This is a genomic window from Pantoea agglomerans NBRC 102470 (assembly GCF_001598475.1).
GTDB classification, from domain to species: domain Bacteria; phylum Pseudomonadota; class Gammaproteobacteria; order Enterobacterales; family Enterobacteriaceae; genus Pantoea; species Pantoea agglomerans.
Genome location: NZ_BCZA01000012.1, coordinates 1 through 16,550 on the forward strand (window position 1 = coordinate 1; position 16,550 = coordinate 16,550).

Annotated in this window: 12 protein-coding genes; 10 read left to right on the forward strand and 2 right to left on the reverse strand. The window is 56.9% G+C overall.

The window, feature by feature from the left end:
* Nucleotides 1-125: 125 nt before the first annotated feature.
* Nucleotides 126-620 (reverse strand): GNAT family N-acetyltransferase, encoded by a 495-nt coding sequence (locus tag PAG01S_RS19185; RefSeq protein ID WP_033768045.1) that lies wholly within the window; start codon nucleotides 618-620, stop codon nucleotides 126-128.
* Nucleotides 621-969: 349 nt separating this feature from the next.
* On the opposite strand from PAG01S_RS19185, the gene PAG01S_RS19190 reads away from it, so the two are divergent.
* The 4 genes from PAG01S_RS19190 to gntU all read left to right on the forward strand — a co-directional run bounded on the left by PAG01S_RS19190 (nucleotide 970) and on the right by gntU (nucleotide 4,783).
* On the forward strand, nucleotides 970-1,665 hold the full coding sequence (locus tag PAG01S_RS19190) for a pirin family protein (RefSeq protein ID WP_062759592.1): 696 nt from the start codon (nucleotides 970-972) through the stop codon (nucleotides 1,663-1,665).
* A 102-nt stretch (nucleotides 1,666-1,767) separates the two neighbouring features.
* Nucleotides 1,768-2,763, forward strand: coding sequence for a gluconate operon transcriptional repressor GntR (gene gntR, locus PAG01S_RS19195; RefSeq protein ID WP_010253274.1), 996 nt, complete (start codon nucleotides 1,768-1,770; stop codon nucleotides 2,761-2,763).
* 140 nt (nucleotides 2,764-2,903) lie between these two features.
* Nucleotides 2,904-3,440, forward strand: coding sequence for a gluconokinase (gene gntK / locus PAG01S_RS19200; RefSeq protein ID WP_022624019.1), 537 nt, complete (start codon nucleotides 2,904-2,906; stop codon nucleotides 3,438-3,440).
* Between the two features lie 2 nt (nucleotides 3,441-3,442).
* On the forward strand, nucleotides 3,443-4,783 hold the full coding sequence (gene gntU, locus PAG01S_RS19205; protein ID WP_010253270.1) for a gluconate transporter: 1,341 nt from the start codon (nucleotides 3,443-3,445) through the stop codon (nucleotides 4,781-4,783).
* Between the two features lie 50 nt (nucleotides 4,784-4,833).
* On the opposite strand, the gene PAG01S_RS19210 is transcribed toward gntU, so the two are convergent.
* Nucleotides 4,834-5,427 carry a YhgN family NAAT transporter gene (locus tag PAG01S_RS19210; protein ID WP_003853054.1) on the reverse strand — a complete coding sequence of 198 codons (594 nt, stop codon included), beginning with the start codon at nucleotides 5,425-5,427 and terminating at the stop codon, nucleotides 4,834-4,836.
* Between the two features lie 217 nt (nucleotides 5,428-5,644).
* Here PAG01S_RS19210 and asd point away from each other — a divergent pair, with 217 nt between their 5' ends.
* The 6 genes from asd (at nucleotide 5,645) to glgP (ending at nucleotide 16,544) form a co-directional block, all read left to right on the forward strand.
* Nucleotides 5,645-6,754: an aspartate-semialdehyde dehydrogenase gene (gene asd / locus PAG01S_RS19215; RefSeq protein WP_010671542.1), complete on the forward strand. Its 1,110-nt coding sequence runs from the start codon at nucleotides 5,645-5,647 to the stop codon at nucleotides 6,752-6,754.
* Between the two features lie 360 nt (nucleotides 6,755-7,114).
* A complete protein-coding gene (glgB, locus tag PAG01S_RS19220; protein ID WP_010253252.1) occupies nucleotides 7,115-9,298 on the forward strand; it encodes a 1,4-alpha-glucan branching enzyme in 2,184 nt (727 codons plus the stop codon).
* Complete coding sequence (gene glgX, locus PAG01S_RS19225; protein WP_050680528.1) at nucleotides 9,295-11,277, forward strand: glycogen debranching protein GlgX; 1,983 nt, start codon at nucleotides 9,295-9,297, stop codon at nucleotides 11,275-11,277. Before glgB ends, glgX begins: the two co-directional genes overlap by 4 nt.
* A 10-nt stretch (nucleotides 11,278-11,287) precedes the next feature.
* On the forward strand, nucleotides 11,288-12,580 hold the full coding sequence (gene glgC, locus PAG01S_RS19230) for a glucose-1-phosphate adenylyltransferase (protein WP_010253246.1): 1,293 nt from the start codon (nucleotides 11,288-11,290) through the stop codon (nucleotides 12,578-12,580).
* Between the two features lie 63 nt (nucleotides 12,581-12,643).
* A complete protein-coding gene (gene glgA / locus PAG01S_RS19235; RefSeq protein ID WP_010253243.1) occupies nucleotides 12,644-14,077 on the forward strand; it encodes a glycogen synthase GlgA in 1,434 nt (477 codons plus the stop codon).
* Nucleotides 14,078-14,096: 19 nt separating this feature from the next.
* Nucleotides 14,097-16,544: a glycogen phosphorylase gene (glgP, locus tag PAG01S_RS19240; protein WP_010253240.1), complete on the forward strand. Its 2,448-nt coding sequence runs from the start codon at nucleotides 14,097-14,099 to the stop codon at nucleotides 16,542-16,544.
* Nucleotides 16,545-16,550 lie beyond the last annotated feature (6 nt).

Below are 16,550 nucleotides of genomic sequence, written 5' to 3' on the forward strand. Positions count from 1 at the left end.
TGGATGACGGCTTTTGCGTCTTTCCGATCTGACCCTGTTTCCTGCGCAGGCGCTAACTGACAGCGAACCTTGTCAGGGTTTATCAGCAGAAAGGGCGCCTTCGCTGCTCTTTCTGCTTCCACACGTCAGGCTTTAACCCGCGCCATATAATGCGCGTCGATCAGTTCACCGTGCCGCATTGCGAAGCCTTTAGCCGTTCCCTCAATCTCAAAACCGAAACGCTGATAAAGGGCGATAGCCGGGCCATTATCGACGAATACTGTCAGTTCCATTCGGCTCACCTGTAGCCAGTTGTCGCACAACGCGACCATTTCACGCATGAGTGCGGTTCCGACGCCACGCTGACGATAGCGTTCATCCACGCCCATACCCAGTGAGGCGACATGACGGCGTCTGGCGCGCTCTTCCACATGCAGCGCACACTGACCGACGACGACATCATCGATACAGGCCACCAGCAGATGCGCATGGGGCTGAGGCGTCGCGAGACGGGTATGCCACATCTGGAGTGATGAGTGGGGCAAATGGAGTGTGCTGGCCTGGGTATCTGGCTGACCGTAGATCCTGTGCAGTGCAGCAGCATCTTCAGGCGTGACGTGGCGGACAACTATTTCACTCATGGTTTCTCCTTTAGCCCATTAAAACCCTTTAAACATCAAGGTATTCACCGCATTGATCAGGGTAAAAAAAGTGAAAATGACTTTACAGACGCGAATGATAATGATTATTATTGTCATGCGTTCTCGGGAGGTCGCCCGACAGCCTGAGAAAGCACGACATTGCTCACATTGCTTCCAGTATTATTTAGCCAGCTTATCCGCTGGCTTTTTTTTTGCCTGCCCTTCTTCAGTGCTTTTCAGTCACTGCTCAATGCTCATTCAACTATTTTGAACAGAGGCGTGAAGTTTTTCAGCTATCAATCAGACCCCCTCAGGGACAGACTATAAAAAACATTGAGGAGATTTGAACATGATTTATGTACGCAAAGCTGAAGAACGCGGTCACGCAAACCATGGCTGGCTGGATAGCTGGCACACTTTCTCTTTCGCCAGCTATCACGATGCGAACTTTATGGGTTTCTCCGCGCTGCGGGTCATCAATGAAGATGTGATTGATGGCGGCCAGGGGTTTGGTACCCATCCTCACAAAGATATGGAAATCCTGACCTACGTGCTCTCCGGTACGGTTGAGCATCAGGACAGCATGGGCAACAAAGAGCAGATCCCGGCAGGGGAGTTTCAGATTATGAGCGCCGGCACCGGCGTACGTCACTCTGAGTACAACGCCAGCGAAAGCGAGCCGCTGCACCTTTATCAGATCTGGATCATTCCTGAGCGTACCGGTATCGAACCACGCTACGAGCAGCGCCGCTTCCCGGATGTGCAGGGACGTCAGCTGGTGTTAAGCCCGGATGCCCGTGAAGGATCGCTGAAAGTCTTTCAGGACATGACCTTATCGCGCTGGGTAATGGCTGCCGGCGAACAGGACAATGTCGCGATTGATGCGGGACGTCGTATCTGGATTCAGGTGGTGAAAGGTGATGTTACCGTTAACGGCAACGCGATCACCACCAGCGATGCTCTGGCTATCTGGGACGAAAGCGCGCTGACCATTGAAGCCAGCTCGGCTGCAGAAGTCCTGCTGTTTGATCTGCCACCGGTCTAAGCAGATAACGGGCGCGCATCGTCGCGCCCGGTTGGCAATTTTGTGACAGAAAAGTGATAGACTCATCGTACTTTAGCTTTAAGGGCGATCCCAGGCGCTACGATGAAGAAGAAAAGACCGGTATTACAGGACGTTGCCGATCGCGTCGGCATTACTAAAATGACCGTCAGCCGTTACCTGCGTAATCCAGAGCAGGTCTCCGTTGCCCTGCGGGATAAGATTGCGGTGGCACTGGATGAGCTGGGTTATATCCCCAATCGCGCCCCCGATATGCTTTCTAACGCCACCAGCCGCGCCATTGGCGTACTGCTGCCGTCACTCACAAACCAGGTTTTTGCTGACGTATTGCGCGGCATCGAAGCCGTCACCGACGAAGCCAACTATCAGACGCTGGTCGCCCACTTTGGTTACAACCCGCAAAAAGAGGAGCTGCAACTGCGCTCGCTGCTGGGCTGGAACATTGATGGGGTTATCCTCACCGAACGCACCCATACACCAGGCACGCTGCGCATGCTGGAAGTGGCCGGTATCCCGGTGATTGAGGTGATGGACAGCGTCACGCCCTGCCTGGATATGGCGGTAGGCTTTGATAACGTTGAAGCGGCCCGGCAGATGACGCAGGCGATCCTCAGCAAAGGTCATCGTCATACCGTCTACCTCGGCGCACGCCTGGATGAACGTACGCTGCAGAAGCAGCGCGGTTACGAAATCGCGATGCGCGAAGCGGGGCTGACGCCACGCAGTGTGATGATGGAAGATGCCTCTTCATTCAGCGCTGGTTGTGATCTGCTGCGTGAGGCGCAGCGCCTTTACCCCGAAACAGATAGCCTGTTCTGTACCAATGACGATCTGGCGGTCGGCGCGATGTTTGAGTGCCAGCGCCAGGGATTGCAGGTGCCCTCTCAGATGGCGATAGCCGGTTTCCACGGCCATGACATCAGTCAGGTTGTCACGCCACAACTGGCAACAGTGCTGACGCCACGCGACCGCATGGGGCGCGAAGCCGCGGCGCTGCTGCTGGCGCGCATTGCCGGAGAAACCAGCACCTGCCAGCCGCTGGATGTCGGTTTTGAGATCAGTGAAGGTGGCAGCATCTGATTGTGGCGTTTTTATGAGTCAGCTCACACTTTCATGCATTTCCTGGTAAAAAGGTTGCCAGGCTGTTAAGCGGCCAGGAGAATGAGAAACGATATTGTTATCGGTAACATTGGCAAATTCTCACCTGCCGGAGCAGAAAAATGACAACGCAATCCCCGTCGCATCACGTTTTTATCCTGATGGGCGTTTCAGGCAGCGGAAAGTCTGCCGTCGCCAATCAGGTCTCTCACCAGCTGAATACAGCCTTTCTTGACGGTGATTTTCTCCACCCACGCGCCAACATCCTGAAGATGGCCGATGGTCATCCGCTGGATGACAACGATCGCCAGCCGTGGTTACAGGCACTGAACGACGCCGCGTTTGCCATGCAGCGCACCCAGGCGATTTCCATCATTGTCTGTTCAGCACTGAAGAAAAGTTATCGCGACATCCTGCGTCAGGGAAATGACAATCTGCGTTTCGTCTACCTGAAGGGCGACTTCGACACCATCGAAGCCCGGCTGAAAGCGCGTAAAGGCCACTTCTTCAAGCCGCAGATGCTGGTGACGCAGTTTGCGACGCTGGAAGAGCCAGGGCGGGACGAGCCGGATGTACTGGTGGTGGATATCGCGCATTCACTGGACGATGTGGTGGCAGCTACGGTTGCGACTATCCAGGACGCTATCAGCCAGGGTTAGAGATGAATACCGCAACACTCGTTTTAACCGCAGCAGGCTCCGTGCTGCTGCTGCTTTTCCTGGTGATGAAGGCCCGTATGCACGCCTTCGTCGCATTGATGTTAGTGTCCATCGGTGCCGGGCTGTTCTCCGGCATGCCACTGAATCAAATCGCTGAAACCATGCAGAAGGGGATGGGCGGCACGCTCGGCTTCCTCGCGATTGTGGTCGCGCTGGGCGCGATGTTCGGCAAAATCCTGCATGAAACCGGCGCAGTTGATCAGATCGCCATCCGGATGCTGAAAACCTTTGGTCAGAGCCGTGCCCATTATGCGATGGGCATTGCCGGTCTGATCTGCGCGCTGCCGCTCTTTTTTGAGGTGGCAGTCGTGCTGTTGATCAGCATCGCTTTTGCGGTGGCACGGCGTACCGGCGGCAATCTGGTGAAGCTGGTGATCCCGCTGTTTGCCGGTGTGGCCGCAGCGGCGGCGTTTCTGCTGCCCGGACCGGCCCCGATGCTGCTGGCCTCGCAGATGCACGCAGACTTTGGCTGGATGATCCTGCTGGGTCTCTGTGCGGCGATCCCGGGCATGCTGATTGCCGGGCCACTGTTTGGCAACTTCATTGGCAACCACGTCTCGTTCAGCGCGCCGCCGGAAGATCATCAACCGGATGTCGATGAGAGCAAGCTGCCGTCGTTTGGCTTCAGCCTCTCACTGATTCTGTTTCCGCTGGTGCTGGTTGGCCTGAAAACCATCGGCGCACGCTTCACGACCGAAGGCACCACCCTGTATGAGTGGCTGGAATTTATCGGCCATCCTTTCACCGCAATCCTGCTGGCGCTGCTGGTGGCGATTTATGGCCTGGCTTACCGTCAGGGTATGGATAAAGAGCGGGTAATGCAGGTGTGCGGCAGCGCGCTGCAACCGGCCGGTATTATCCTGCTGGTGATTGGCGCGGGCGGCGTGTTTAAGCAGGTGCTGGTAGACTCCGGCGTGGGTCCGGTGCTGGGCAATGCGCTGACCGGCGCAGGACTGCCGATTGCGCTGGCCTGCTTTATCCTGTCAGGTGCGGTGCGGGTGATTCAGGGATCGGCAACGGTCGCCTGTCTGACCACGGTAGGCTTAATCATGCCGGTGATTGAACCGCTGCACTACAGCGGCGCTCAGTTGGCGGCGCTGTCGATCTGCATCGGCGGTGGCTCAATAATTATCAGCCATGTGAACGATGCCGGTTTCTGGCTGTTTGGTCGCTTCACCGGGGCCAGCGAAGCGGAAACGCTGAAGACCTGGACACTGATGGAAACCATTCTCGGTACCGTTGGTGCGGTGGTCGGAATGATCGCCTTCACACTACTCTCTTAATCATGTCGGTTCTGCGCTTCCCTGGCTTCATGGGAAGCGCAGACACTCTCCTACAGCTTCAGATAAGCCCGAATGCCGTCCAGGAACATCTGTGTGGCCAGCATAATCAGTATTAATCCCATCAGCCGCTCCAGCGCATTCACGCCTTTATCACCCAGCAGACGCAGGAACAGACCTGACATCAGCAGAATACCCACCGTCACGCCCCAGGCGATCAGCAGCGCGCCGACCAGGTGCGACATCTGATGCGGATATTGATGCGACAGCAGCATCAGCGTCGCCAGCAGCGATGGCCCGGCTACCAGTGGGATCGCCAGCGGCACCAGGAAGGGCTCTTCACCCGCCGGTAAACCAGAACTGCTGCTTTCCGCCGACGGGAAAATCATTTTAATGGCGATAAGAAACAGGATTATCCCGCCGGAAATCGACACCGTTTCAGTACGCAGATTCAAAAATGCCAGGATGCGTTCACCGGTAAACAGGAACAGCAGCATGATGATCAGGGCAATCAACATTTCACGGATCAGCACCACTCGCCGCCGTTTCGGCTCCAGATGCTTTAAAACCGACATAAAAATCGGCAGATTGCCCAGCGGATCCATAATTAACAACAATAATATTGTCGCTGAAATCATTTCAGTCATCGGTTTTACGCCATGTTGTTCACGAAAAAGCGGAGTTATTAGTTACGCTGCTGAAAAAGTTAGCGTAATCGAATTAATTCACTTGCTACCCGGCCTGCATTTTGTAGAGTGAAGGGACACAGGTAAATCTTATTATTACGCAGAGCGGCGTGAAAATAGCACGCCGCTCTCTCCTCTGAAATGAAAAGCAGGTGTAACTGCCTTAGACGGACACGACATGAAGAATGTAGGTTTTGTTGGTTGGCGCGGTATGGTCGGCTCCGTGCTGATGTCCCGCATGAGTGAAGAGCGTGATTTTGATGCAATCAATCCGGTCTTCTTCTCGACGTCGCAGCATGGTCAGGCGGCACCCGCATTTGCGGGCAAACAGCAGGGCACACTGCAGGATGCGTTTGATATTGAGGCGCTGCGGGCGCTGGATATCATTATTACCTGCCAGGGTGGCGACTACACCAGTGACGTCTATCCAAAGCTGCGCGCCAGCGGCTGGCAGGGATACTGGATTGATGCGGCCTCCACGCTTCGCATGAAAGATGATGCCATCATCATCCTCGATCCGGTCAACCATGCGGTGATTCGCCAGGGCATCGACAGTGGGATCAAAACCTTTGTCGGCGGTAACTGTACCGTCAGCCTGATGCTGATGTCGCTGGGCGGCCTGTTTGCTCAGGACCTGGTGGAGTGGGCTTCGGTTGCCACCTATCAGGCGGCCTCTGGCGGCGGCGCGCGCCACATGCGTGAACTGCTGACCCAGATGGGCATGCTGCACGATCACGTTGCGCCTGCGCTGCAGAACCCGGCCTCCGCCATCCTCGACATCGAGCGTAGCGTGACCGACTTCACCCGTTCCGGTACCCTGCCGACCGATAACTTCGGCGTGCCGCTGGCGGGCAGCCTGATTCCGTGGATCGACAAACAGCTGGAAAACGGTCAGAGCCGCGAAGAGTGGAAAGGCCAGGCTGAGACCAACAAGATCCTCGCCACCCGTAACGTCATCCCCGTTGATGGATTGTGCGTGCGCGTCGGGGCACTGCGCTGCCACAGCCAGGCCTTTACGCTGAAGCTGAAACGCGACCTGCCGCTGGCTGAAATTGAGCAGCTGCTGGCCTCTCACAATGAGTGGGTCAAAGTGGTGCCGAATGACCGCGAACTGACGATGCGTGAACTGACGCCTGCCGCTGTCACCGGTACGCTGACCACGCCGGTTGGCCGGTTGCGTAAACTGAATATGGGGCCGGAATATCTCTCCGCCTTCACGGTGGGCGACCAGCTGTTATGGGGCGCAGCCGAACCGCTACGTCGCATGCTGCGGTTGTTAACCAGCTAAACAGAAAACATCGCCAAAGGCCGGATTTATCCGGCCTTTTTTGTTTTTGTCGTACACGAAACAATCTGCCGTTTCGCTTACTCAGTGATCAACTTCCCTTTTTTGCCGGTCGGTAAAGATTATTTTGCTTTAGTCCATGGCAAGTGCCGTGACCAAGCTATGATTTAACCATGATGTGCCACAGGTAACTCTTGTGCTTTCCGGATTAAATGGTTGTGGTACACGGCAAAAACACTTTTCCCACGGAATGGCCTGACTTCTTTGTCGTTGTACGTATGGCTCAATGAAGAGCAGCGCAGGTGAACCGCGACAGGCTGTGTCGCGTTCATTTCGGCTGCCAATTATCACAGGAAGAAAGTCATGTCAGAGCTTCCCGATCGCGATGCGATCAATGCCCTGTTTGCGGGTAATTATGCCGACCCTTTTTCGTTACTAGGGATGCACCGAACTCAGCAAGGCCTTGAAGTCAGGGCATTGCTCCCCGAAGCGCTTGAAGTGTGGGTCATTGAAACCTCCACCGGGCGCAAACTGGCTCAGCTGGTGTGTGAAGATGCACGTGGCTTCTTCAGTGGCGTTATTCCACGCCGCAAAAACCCGTTCCGCTATCAGCTGGCGGTGAACTGGCACGGCCAGCAAAACCTGGTAGACGATGCCTATCGCTTTGGTCCGCTGCTGCAGGAGATGGATCTGTGGCTGCTGGCAGAAGGGACGCACCTGCGCCCTTATGAGACGCTGGGCGCGCACGGTGACGTCATCGATGGCGTCTTCGGCACCCGCTTCTGCGTATGGGCACCCAACGCCCGTCGCGTGTCAGTGGTTGGCGATTTCAACTTCTGGGATGGCCGCCGTCATCCGATGCGTCTGCGTCAGGAGCTGGGCATCTGGGAGCTGTTTGTACCGGGCGCGGTCAACGGCCAGCTCTACAAGTATGAAATCATCGACGCCAATGGCGAACTGCGCATCAAAGCGGACCCGTACGCCTTTGAGGCGCAGATGCGTCCGCAAACTGCGTCGATGATCTGTGGTCTGCCAGAGCCTGTTGAGATGAAAGCGGAGCGCAAGGCGGCCAACGCCTTTGACGCGCCGATCTCCATCTATGAAGTGCATCTGGGCTCCTGGCGTCGTCACACCGACAACAACTTCTGGCTGAGCTACAAAGAGCTGGCTGAACAGCTGGTGCCCTACGTCAAAGAGATGGGCTTTACCCATATCGAACTGCTGCCGATCAACGAACATCCCTTTGATGGCAGCTGGGGCTATCAGCCGCTGGGCATGTATGCGCCGACCCGACGTTTTGGTACCCGTGACGAGTTCCGCGCCTTCATTGACGCCGCCCATGAGGCGGGCCTCAACGTGCTGCTCGACTGGGTGCCGGGCCACTTCCCCAGCGACGATTTCGGTCTGGCAAGGTACGACGGCACCGAGCTCTATGAGCACAGCGACCCGCGTGAAGGCTTTCACCAGGACTGGAATACCCTGATCTACAACTTTGGTCGCCGGGAAGTGAGCAACTACCTGTCGGGCAATGCGCTCTACTGGACGGAGCGCTTTGGCATTGATGGCCTGCGTGTGGATGCGGTGGCATCGATGATCTACCGCGACTACAGCCGCAGCGAAGGGGAATGGGTGCCGAATCAGTACGGCGGCCGTGAAAACCTGGAAGCGATTGAGTTTCTGCGTCACACCAACCGTACGCTCGGCACTGTGGCATCCGGTTCGGTGACCATGGCCGAAGAGTCGACAGACTACCCTGGCGTGACGCGTCCCACCGAAGACGGCGGGCTGGGCTTCTGGTTCAAATGGAATCTGGGCTGGATGCACGACACCCTCGACTACATGAAGGTCGATCCCATCTACCGTAAGCACCATCACGATCTGATGAGCTTCGGCATGATGTACAACTACACCGAAAACTTTGTGCTGCCGCTGTCGCATGACGAAGTGGTGCACGGTAAGCGCTCGATTCTCGATCGTATGCCGGGCGATGCATGGCAGAAGTTCGCCAACCTGCGTGCTTACTACGGCTGGATGTGGGGCTTCCCCGGCAAGAAACTGCTGTTTATGGGCAACGAATTTGCCCAGGGTCGCGAGTGGAACCACGACGTCAGCCTTGACTGGCATCTGCTGGAAGGGGACGACAACTGGCACCACGGCGTTCACCGTCTGGTGCGCGATCTCAACCACACCTATCAGTACTACACGCCGCTGCATCAGCTCGACTTCGATCCGGCAGGCTTTGAGTGGCTGGTGGTAAACGATGCGGAACACTCCGTCTTCGCCTTTGTCCGTCGTGACCGTGAAGGCAACGAAGTGATCGTGGTCAGTAACTTTACGCCGGTGCCGCGTCCGGGCTATCGCTTTGGCGTTAACCAGCCTGGCTACTGGCGTGAAGTGCTGAATACCGATCAGCATGAGTATCACGGCAGCGACGTGCGCAACCATCGGGTGCATACCGATGAGCAGGAGAGCCACGGGCGACCGCAGTCGCTGAGTCTCAATCTGCCGCCGCTGGCAACGGTATGGCTGGTGCGGGAGGCTGAATGACCATCACTGCCGGAGATCCCGAACCGCTGGGTGCCAGTTACGATGGCAAAGGCGTTAACTTCACCCTGTTCTCACAGCATGCCGGGCGCGTAGAGCTCTGCCTGTTTGATGAGCAGGGCGCAGAACAGCGTCTTGACCTGCCTGGCCGCAGCGGGGATATCTGGCATGGTTATGTTCCGGCGTTAAAACCGGGACAGCGCTACGGCTACCGGGTGCATGGTCCCTGGGCACCGCAGCAGGGACACCGTTTTAATCCGGCGAAGCTGCTGGTTGACCCCTGCGCCCGCGCGGTTGAGGGCGATGTACCGGATGACCCGCTGTTTCATGGCGGCGAGGCGCAGCCCGATCCGCATGACAACGCGGCGATTGCGCCGAAGTCACGGGTCGTCGCGGAGGATTTTGACTGGCAGGACGACGTCGCACCGGGTATTCCCTGGGGTAACACGGTGATTTACGAAGCCCACGTGCGCGGCCTGACGCAGCAGCATCCGGAAATTCCGGAAACGCTGCGCGGGACTTACGCGGCGCTCGGTCATCCTGTTATGGTGAATTACCTGCGCAGTCTGGGGATTACTACCCTTGAGCTGCTGCCGGTGGCGCACTTCGCCAGCGAGCCGCGACTGCTGCAGCTCGGCCTCAGCAACTACTGGGGCTATAACCCCTTTGCGCTCTGGGCGGTGGATCCCCGTTACGCCTCCGGTCAGCCGGACGTGACGCCGTTGCAGGAGTTTCAGCAGGCGGTCAAAAACCTGCACGCCGCAGGTATCGAAGTGCTGCTGGATGTGGTGTTCAACCACACCGCTGAACTCGATGAGATTGGCCCGACAATCTCCATGCGCGGCATCGACAACGCCAGCTACTACTGGCTCGATGAGCAGGGCGATTATCAGAACTGGACCGGCTGCGGCAACACGCTGAATATTCATCATCCTCAGGTGATGACGTGGGCTTTAGAGGCGCTGCGCTACTGGGTGCGGGTCTGCCACGTCGACGGCTTCCGCTTTGACCTCGCGCCAGTGCTGGGCCGCACACCGGATTACCAGCGTGATGCGCCATTTTTTGAGGCGATACGCGCCTGTCCGCTGCTCTCTCAGGTCAAGCTGATTGCTGAACCCTGGGATATCGGCCCTGACGGCTATCAGGTTGGTCGTTTTCCGCCGCCGTTTGCCGAATGGAACGATCAGTTTCGCGACACCGCGCGTCGTTACTGGCTGCACGGCGACATAAGCAACGGCGAGTTCGTCCGCCGCTTTGCCGCCTCCAGCGATCTCTACCAGCATGATGACCGGTCGCCACACGCCACGGTTAACCTGATCACCGCCCATGACGGCTTTACGCTATGGGATGTGGTGAGCTTCGAACGTAAACACAACGAAGCGAACGGGGAAGATAACCGTGATGGTCACGGCGATAACTACAGCCACAACCACGGCAAAGAGGGGCTGAACGTCAGCTTCGACGTGATTGAACGTCGCCGTCGCAGCGTGCGGGCACTGCTGACGACGCTGCTGCTGTCACAGGGCACGCCGATGCTGCTGGCAGGCGATGAGCGCGGCCACACCCAGCGTGGCAATAACAACGCTTACTGTCAGGACAACGCCCTGAGCTGGCTTGACTGGCAGGCGGATGAGAAGGGATTAGTCGGATTCACCGCTGCACTGATCGAGCTGCGCCAGCGCATTCCGGCGCTGACCGCAGATCGCTGGTGGCAGGACGGTGACGGCAATGTGCAGTGGCTCAATGCCGGTGGCCAGCCACTGCAACACGATGAATGGGCACAGGGGATGCACAGATTGCAGATCCTGCTGTCCGGCCGCTGGTTAATAACAATAAACGCCACGGATACGGTGAATGACATCGTGTTACCAGACGGAGAATGGCGCGCCCTTCCTCCTTTCGCCGGGGACGACAACCCCATCCTGCTAACTGTCTGGCATGGTCCCGCACACGGTGTGTGCGTGTTCCAAAAGCAATCATAAGGAGTCAGACATGGTTAAGTTAGATAGAACAGATCACCTGATGCTGGCCCGCCAGCTCCCTACACAGACGGTTGCTCTGATCCTCGCCGGCGGACGCGGCACGCGCCTGGTCGATTTAACGGCCAAACGTGCCAAACCGGCGGTGCATTTCGGCGGCAAGTTCCGCATTATCGACTTTGCCCTCTCCAACTGCGTCAACTCCGGTATCCGACGGATTGGCGTGATTACTCAGTATCAGTCTCATACCCTGACTCAGCACATCCAGCGTGGCTGGTCGATCTTCAATGAAGAGATGAATGAGTTTGTCGATTTGCTGCCAGCGCAGCAGCGATTTTCGACCGAACAGTGGTATCGCGGGACGGCCGATGCCGTGACGCAAAACCTTGATGTGATTCGCCGCTATCAGGCGCAGTACATCGTGATCCTTGCCGGGGACCACATTTATAAGATGGATTATTCACGCATGCTGCTGGATCACGTGGTCAACGAGGCGAAATGTACCATCGCCTGTTTACCGGTGCCGGTGCATGAAGCCACGGCGTTTGGCGTGATGGCGGTGGACGAAGAGAATATGGTGATCGACTTCGTGGAGAAACCCGCGAAACCGCCCACCATGCCGGGTGATGACACTCAGGCGCTCGCCAGCATGGGGATCTACGTTTTCAACGCAGACTATCTCTATGAACTGCTGGAAGAGGATCTGCAGACGCCAGGCTCTAACCACGACTTCGGCAAAGATATCCTGCCGAAAATCGTGGCAAGCGGCGAAGGCTATGCGCACTCCTTTGCGCTCTCCTGCGTACAGAACGATGACAATGCGCCGCCTTACTGGCGCGACGTCGGGACGCTGGAAGCCTACTGGCGCGCCAATCTCGACCTGGCATCGGTGATGCCTGAACTCGATATGTATGACGTCACCTGGCCGATTCGTACCCACATGGAGCCGCTGCCGCCGGCCAAATTTGTTCAGGATCGTTCCGGCAGTCACGGGATGACTATGAACTCGCTGGTCTCGGGGGGCTGCATCATCTCCGGTTCAGTGGTGGTCAATTCGGTGCTGTTCCCGCGGGTACGCGTTAACTCTTTTTGCAATATAGATTCAACTGTACTGCTGCCTGATGTGGTAGTGGGCCGATCGTGTCGTCTGCGTCGCTGCGTCATTGATCGTGCCTGCGAGTTACCGGAAGGCATGGTCATTGGCGAAAACCCGGATGAAGACAGTCGCCGGTTTCACCGTTCGGATGAAGGCATCGTACTGGTAACCCGCGCCATGCTGGCCAGGCTGGCCAAAGCGGGGCTGTAAGCGATAAGCGAAACTTACGCAATCGGCACGCGGAGCGTGTCGGATAACTTAATGAGGTCGAGGATGCAGGTTTTACATGTCTGTTCGGAACTTTTCCCGCTGCTAAAAACGGGCGGACTGGCTGATGTAGTCGGGGCATTACCTCAGGCACAAATTGCGGGCGGCACGGATACGCGGGTACTACTGCCCGCTTTTCCCGCATTGCGCAAAGGCATACCTGATCTCCAGGTCGTGACAGAGCGAGAAACATTTGCCGGTCATGTACGTCTGCTATTTGGTGAATTTAACGGTGTGGGCATCTACTTGATTGATGCTCCCGGCCTCTACGATCGTCCGGGTAGTCCCTACCATGACGAATCGCAGTTTGCGTATGTCGACAACTATCTGCGCTTTGCGCTGCTGGGCTGGGTTGGCTGTGAACTGGCGTGCGGCATGGACGCGATGTGGCGTCCCGATATTGTGCATGCCCATGACTGGCACGCAGGCCTGACCTGCGCCTATCTGGAAGCGCGTGGTCGTCCGGCTAAATCGGTCTTCACCGTGCACAACCTGGCGTATCAGGGGCTGTTCATGGCGCACCACATGGAAGAGATTGGCCTGCCATGGTCGTTCTTTAACATGCACGGGCTGGAGTTTTTCGGTCAGATCTCCTTCCTGAAAGCGGGACTTTTTTACGCCGACCATATCACGGCGGTCAGCCCGACTTACGCCCATGAAATTACTTCTGCCGAATATGCTTACGGCATGGAAACCCTGCTGGCACAGCGGATGCGTGAAGGCCGTCTCAGCGGCATTCTCAACGGCGTTGATCCCTCTATCTGGGATCCGGCGCACGATCTGCTGCTCAGCGCGCGTTATAACCGCGACACGCTGGAAGCGAAAGCGGAGAACAAACGTCAGCTGCAGGTGGCGATGGGTCTGAAGGTGGATGATAAAGCGCCGGTGTTCTGCGTGATCAGCCGTCTGACCAAACAGAAAGGGCTGGACCTGGTGCTGGAGGCGCTGCCCGGCTTGCTGGCGCAGGGCGGTCAACTGGTGCTGCTGGGCCAGGGCGATGCTGAACTGCAGCAGGGCTTCCTGGCGGCGGCGGCAGAGCATCCGGGCAGCGTCGGCGTGCAGATCGGCTATCACGAAGCGTTCTCACACCGCATTGTCGGCGGCGCGGACGTGATTGTGGTGCCGAGTCGCTTTGAGCCCTGCGGTCTGACACAACTTTATGGCCTCAAGTATGGTACGTTGCCGTTAGTGCGCCGCACCGGCGGGCTGGCCGATACCGTGAATGACAGCTCACTGGAGAATCTGGCCGACGGCATCGCCAGTGGATTCAGTTTTGAAGATGCCAACGCCTGGTCACTGCTTCGGGCTATCCGGCGCGCGTTTGTGTTGTGGTCCCGTCCTTCGCTCTGGCGCTATGTTCAGCGCCAGGCAATGGCGATGGACTTTAGCTGGCAGGTGGCAGCACAAGCCTACCGTGATCTCTACCAACGTTTGATGTAACGGATTGGGAAAACTGGATATGAATGCACCTTTCACTTACGCCTCACCAACGTTGACGGTTGATGCCTTAAAGCATTCGATTGCCTATAAATTGATGTTTACCATCGGCAAAGATCCCTCTATCGCCAATAAGCATGAGTGGCTTAACGCCTCGCTGCTGGCGGTGCGTGACCGGATGGTGGAGCGCTGGCTGCGTTCCAGCCGTGCTCAGCTGTCGCAGGATGTCCGGCAGGTCTATTACCTGTCGATGGAGTTCCTGATGGGCCGCACGCTGGGCAATGCGCTGCTGGCGATGGGGATTTATGACGATCTCAACCAGGCGCTGGATGAGATGGGTCTGGATCTGGCCGAGCTGATGGAAGAAGAAAACGATCCGGGGCTGGGCAACGGTGGTCTGGGTCGCCTGGCGGCCTGTTTCCTCGACTCGCTGGCGACGCTGGGGATGCCGGGCCGTGGCTATGGCATCCGGTATGATTACGGCATGTTCAAACAGAACATTGTGGAAGGTGAGCAGAAAGAGTCGCCGGATTACTGGCTTGAATATGGTAATCCGTGGGAATTCCAGCGTTTCAATACCCGTTACAAAGTGCGCTTTGGTGGCCGCGTCCAGCACGAAGGCGCGAAAGTGCGCTGGCTGGAGACCGAAGAGATCCTGGCGATGGCCTATGACCAGATCATTCCGGGCTTTGACACCGACGCTACCAACACCTTACGGCTGTGGGGCGCGCAGGCCAGCAACGAAATCAACCTCGGCAAGTTCAACCAGGGCGACTACTTTGCGGCGGTGGAAGATAAAAACCACTCCGAGAACGTGTCGCGCGTGCTCTATCCGGATGATTCGACCTACTCAGGCCGCGAGCTGCGCCTGCGTCAGGAATATTTCCTGGTCTCCGCGACGGTGCAGGACATTCTGAATCGTCACTGGCGGATGCATCAGACCTGGGACAACCTGGCGGATAAAATCGCTATTCACCTGAATGATACCCATCCGGTGCTGGCGATCCCCGAACTGATGCGCCTGCTGATCGACGATCATAAATTCAGCTGGGACAACGCTTTTGACGTCTGCTGTCAGGTCTTCTCCTATACCAACCATACGTTGATGACCGAAGCGCTGGAAACCTGGCCGGTCGATATGATCGGCAAGATCCTGCCGCGTCACCTCAGCATTATTTTTGAAATTAACGACTTCTTCCTTAAGACCATTCAGGATCACTATCCCGATGACCTGGATCTGCTGTCGCGCATTTCGATCATCGACGAAAACGATGGCCGCCGGATACGCATGGGCTGGCTGGCGGTGGTGGTCAGCCACAAAGTAAACGGCGTTTCGGAGCTGCACTCCAACCTGATGGTACAGTCGCTGTTTGCCGATTTCTCCCGTCTGTTCCCTGGTCGCTTCTGTAACAAAACCAATGGCGTTACGCCGCGCCGCTGGCTGGCGCTGGCGAACCCGGCGCTGTCAGAGGTGCTGGATGAGGAGATTGGCCGCAACTGGCGCACCGATCTCAGCCAGCTGGGCGAGCTGAAGGCGCAGATCGACTATCCGGCGTTTATTGAAAAAGTGGCGGTCGCCAAGTATCAGAACAAGCGTCGGCTGGCCGACTGGGTGGCGAAGAATCTGGACGTGGTGCTCGACCCGAACGCGCTGTTTGATGTGCAGATCAAGCGCATTCACGAGTACAAACGCCAGCTGCTCAACGTGCTGCATGTGATCACCCGATACAACCGTATCAAGGCCGATCCCCAGGCGGATTGGGTGCCACGCGTCAATATCTTTGCCGGTAAAGCGGCGTCGGCCTATTACGTTGCCAAGCACATCATTCATCTGATCAACGATGTCGCCAATGTGATCAACAACGATCCGCAGGTGAAGAACAAACTGAAGGTGGTCTTCATCCCGAACTACAGCGTGAGCCTGGCGCAGATCATTATTCCGGCGGCCGATCTCTCTGAGCAGATCTCTACCGCAGGGACAGAGGCGTCCGGCACCAGTAATATGAAGTTTGCGCTGAATGGCGCGCTGACCATCGGTACGCTGGATGGGGCCAACGTTGAAATGCTGGATCACGTCGGTGAAGAGAACATCTTCATTTTCGGTAATACCACGCCGCAGGTCGAAGCCCTGCGTAAAGGGGGCTATAACCCGCGTGACTATTACGAAAAGGATGAAGAGCTGCATCAGGTGCTGACCCAGATTGCTTCCGGTCTGTTCAGTCCGCAGGATCCGGGCCGCTACCGCAATCTGTTCGATTCACTGGTCAACTTCGGCGATCACTACCAGTTGCTGGCGGATTATCGCAGCTATGTGGATACCCAGGATAAAGTGGATGCGCTCTACCGTAAACCGGATGAGTGGCAACGCCGCGCGGCTAAAAACATCGCCGGAATGGGCTACTTCTCGTCTGACCGTACGATTCAGGAGTACGCTGATGAGATCTGGAATATCTCGCCAGTAAGGTTGTAAGGCGCG

What these genes read in the sequence shown, in the direction of transcription:
- PAG01S_RS19185 (WP_033768045.1), bottom strand. Translation starts at nt 620, where the DNA reads ATGAGTGAAATAGTTGTCCGCCACGTCACGCCTGAAGATGCTGCTGCA.
- PAG01S_RS19190 (WP_062759592.1), top strand. Translation starts at nt 970, where the DNA reads ATGATTTATGTACGCAAAGCTGAAGAACGCGGTCACGCAAACCATGGC.
- gntR (WP_010253274.1), top strand. Translation starts at nt 1,768, where the DNA reads ATGAAGAAGAAAAGACCGGTATTACAGGACGTTGCCGATCGCGTCGGC.
- gntK (WP_022624019.1), top strand. Translation starts at nt 2,904, where the DNA reads ATGACAACGCAATCCCCGTCGCATCACGTTTTTATCCTGATGGGCGTT.
- gntU (WP_010253270.1), top strand. Translation starts at nt 3,443, where the DNA reads ATGAATACCGCAACACTCGTTTTAACCGCAGCAGGCTCCGTGCTGCTG.
- PAG01S_RS19210 (WP_003853054.1), bottom strand. Translation starts at nt 5,427, where the DNA reads ATGACTGAAATGATTTCAGCGACAATATTATTGTTGTTAATTATGGAT.
- asd (WP_010671542.1), top strand. Translation starts at nt 5,645, where the DNA reads ATGAAGAATGTAGGTTTTGTTGGTTGGCGCGGTATGGTCGGCTCCGTG.
- glgB (WP_010253252.1), top strand. Translation starts at nt 7,115, where the DNA reads ATGTCAGAGCTTCCCGATCGCGATGCGATCAATGCCCTGTTTGCGGGT.
- glgX (WP_050680528.1), top strand. Translation starts at nt 9,295, where the DNA reads ATGACCATCACTGCCGGAGATCCCGAACCGCTGGGTGCCAGTTACGAT.
- glgC (WP_010253246.1), top strand. Translation starts at nt 11,288, where the DNA reads ATGGTTAAGTTAGATAGAACAGATCACCTGATGCTGGCCCGCCAGCTC.
- glgA (WP_010253243.1), top strand. Translation starts at nt 12,644, where the DNA reads ATGCAGGTTTTACATGTCTGTTCGGAACTTTTCCCGCTGCTAAAAACG.
- glgP (WP_010253240.1), top strand. Translation starts at nt 14,097, where the DNA reads ATGAATGCACCTTTCACTTACGCCTCACCAACGTTGACGGTTGATGCC.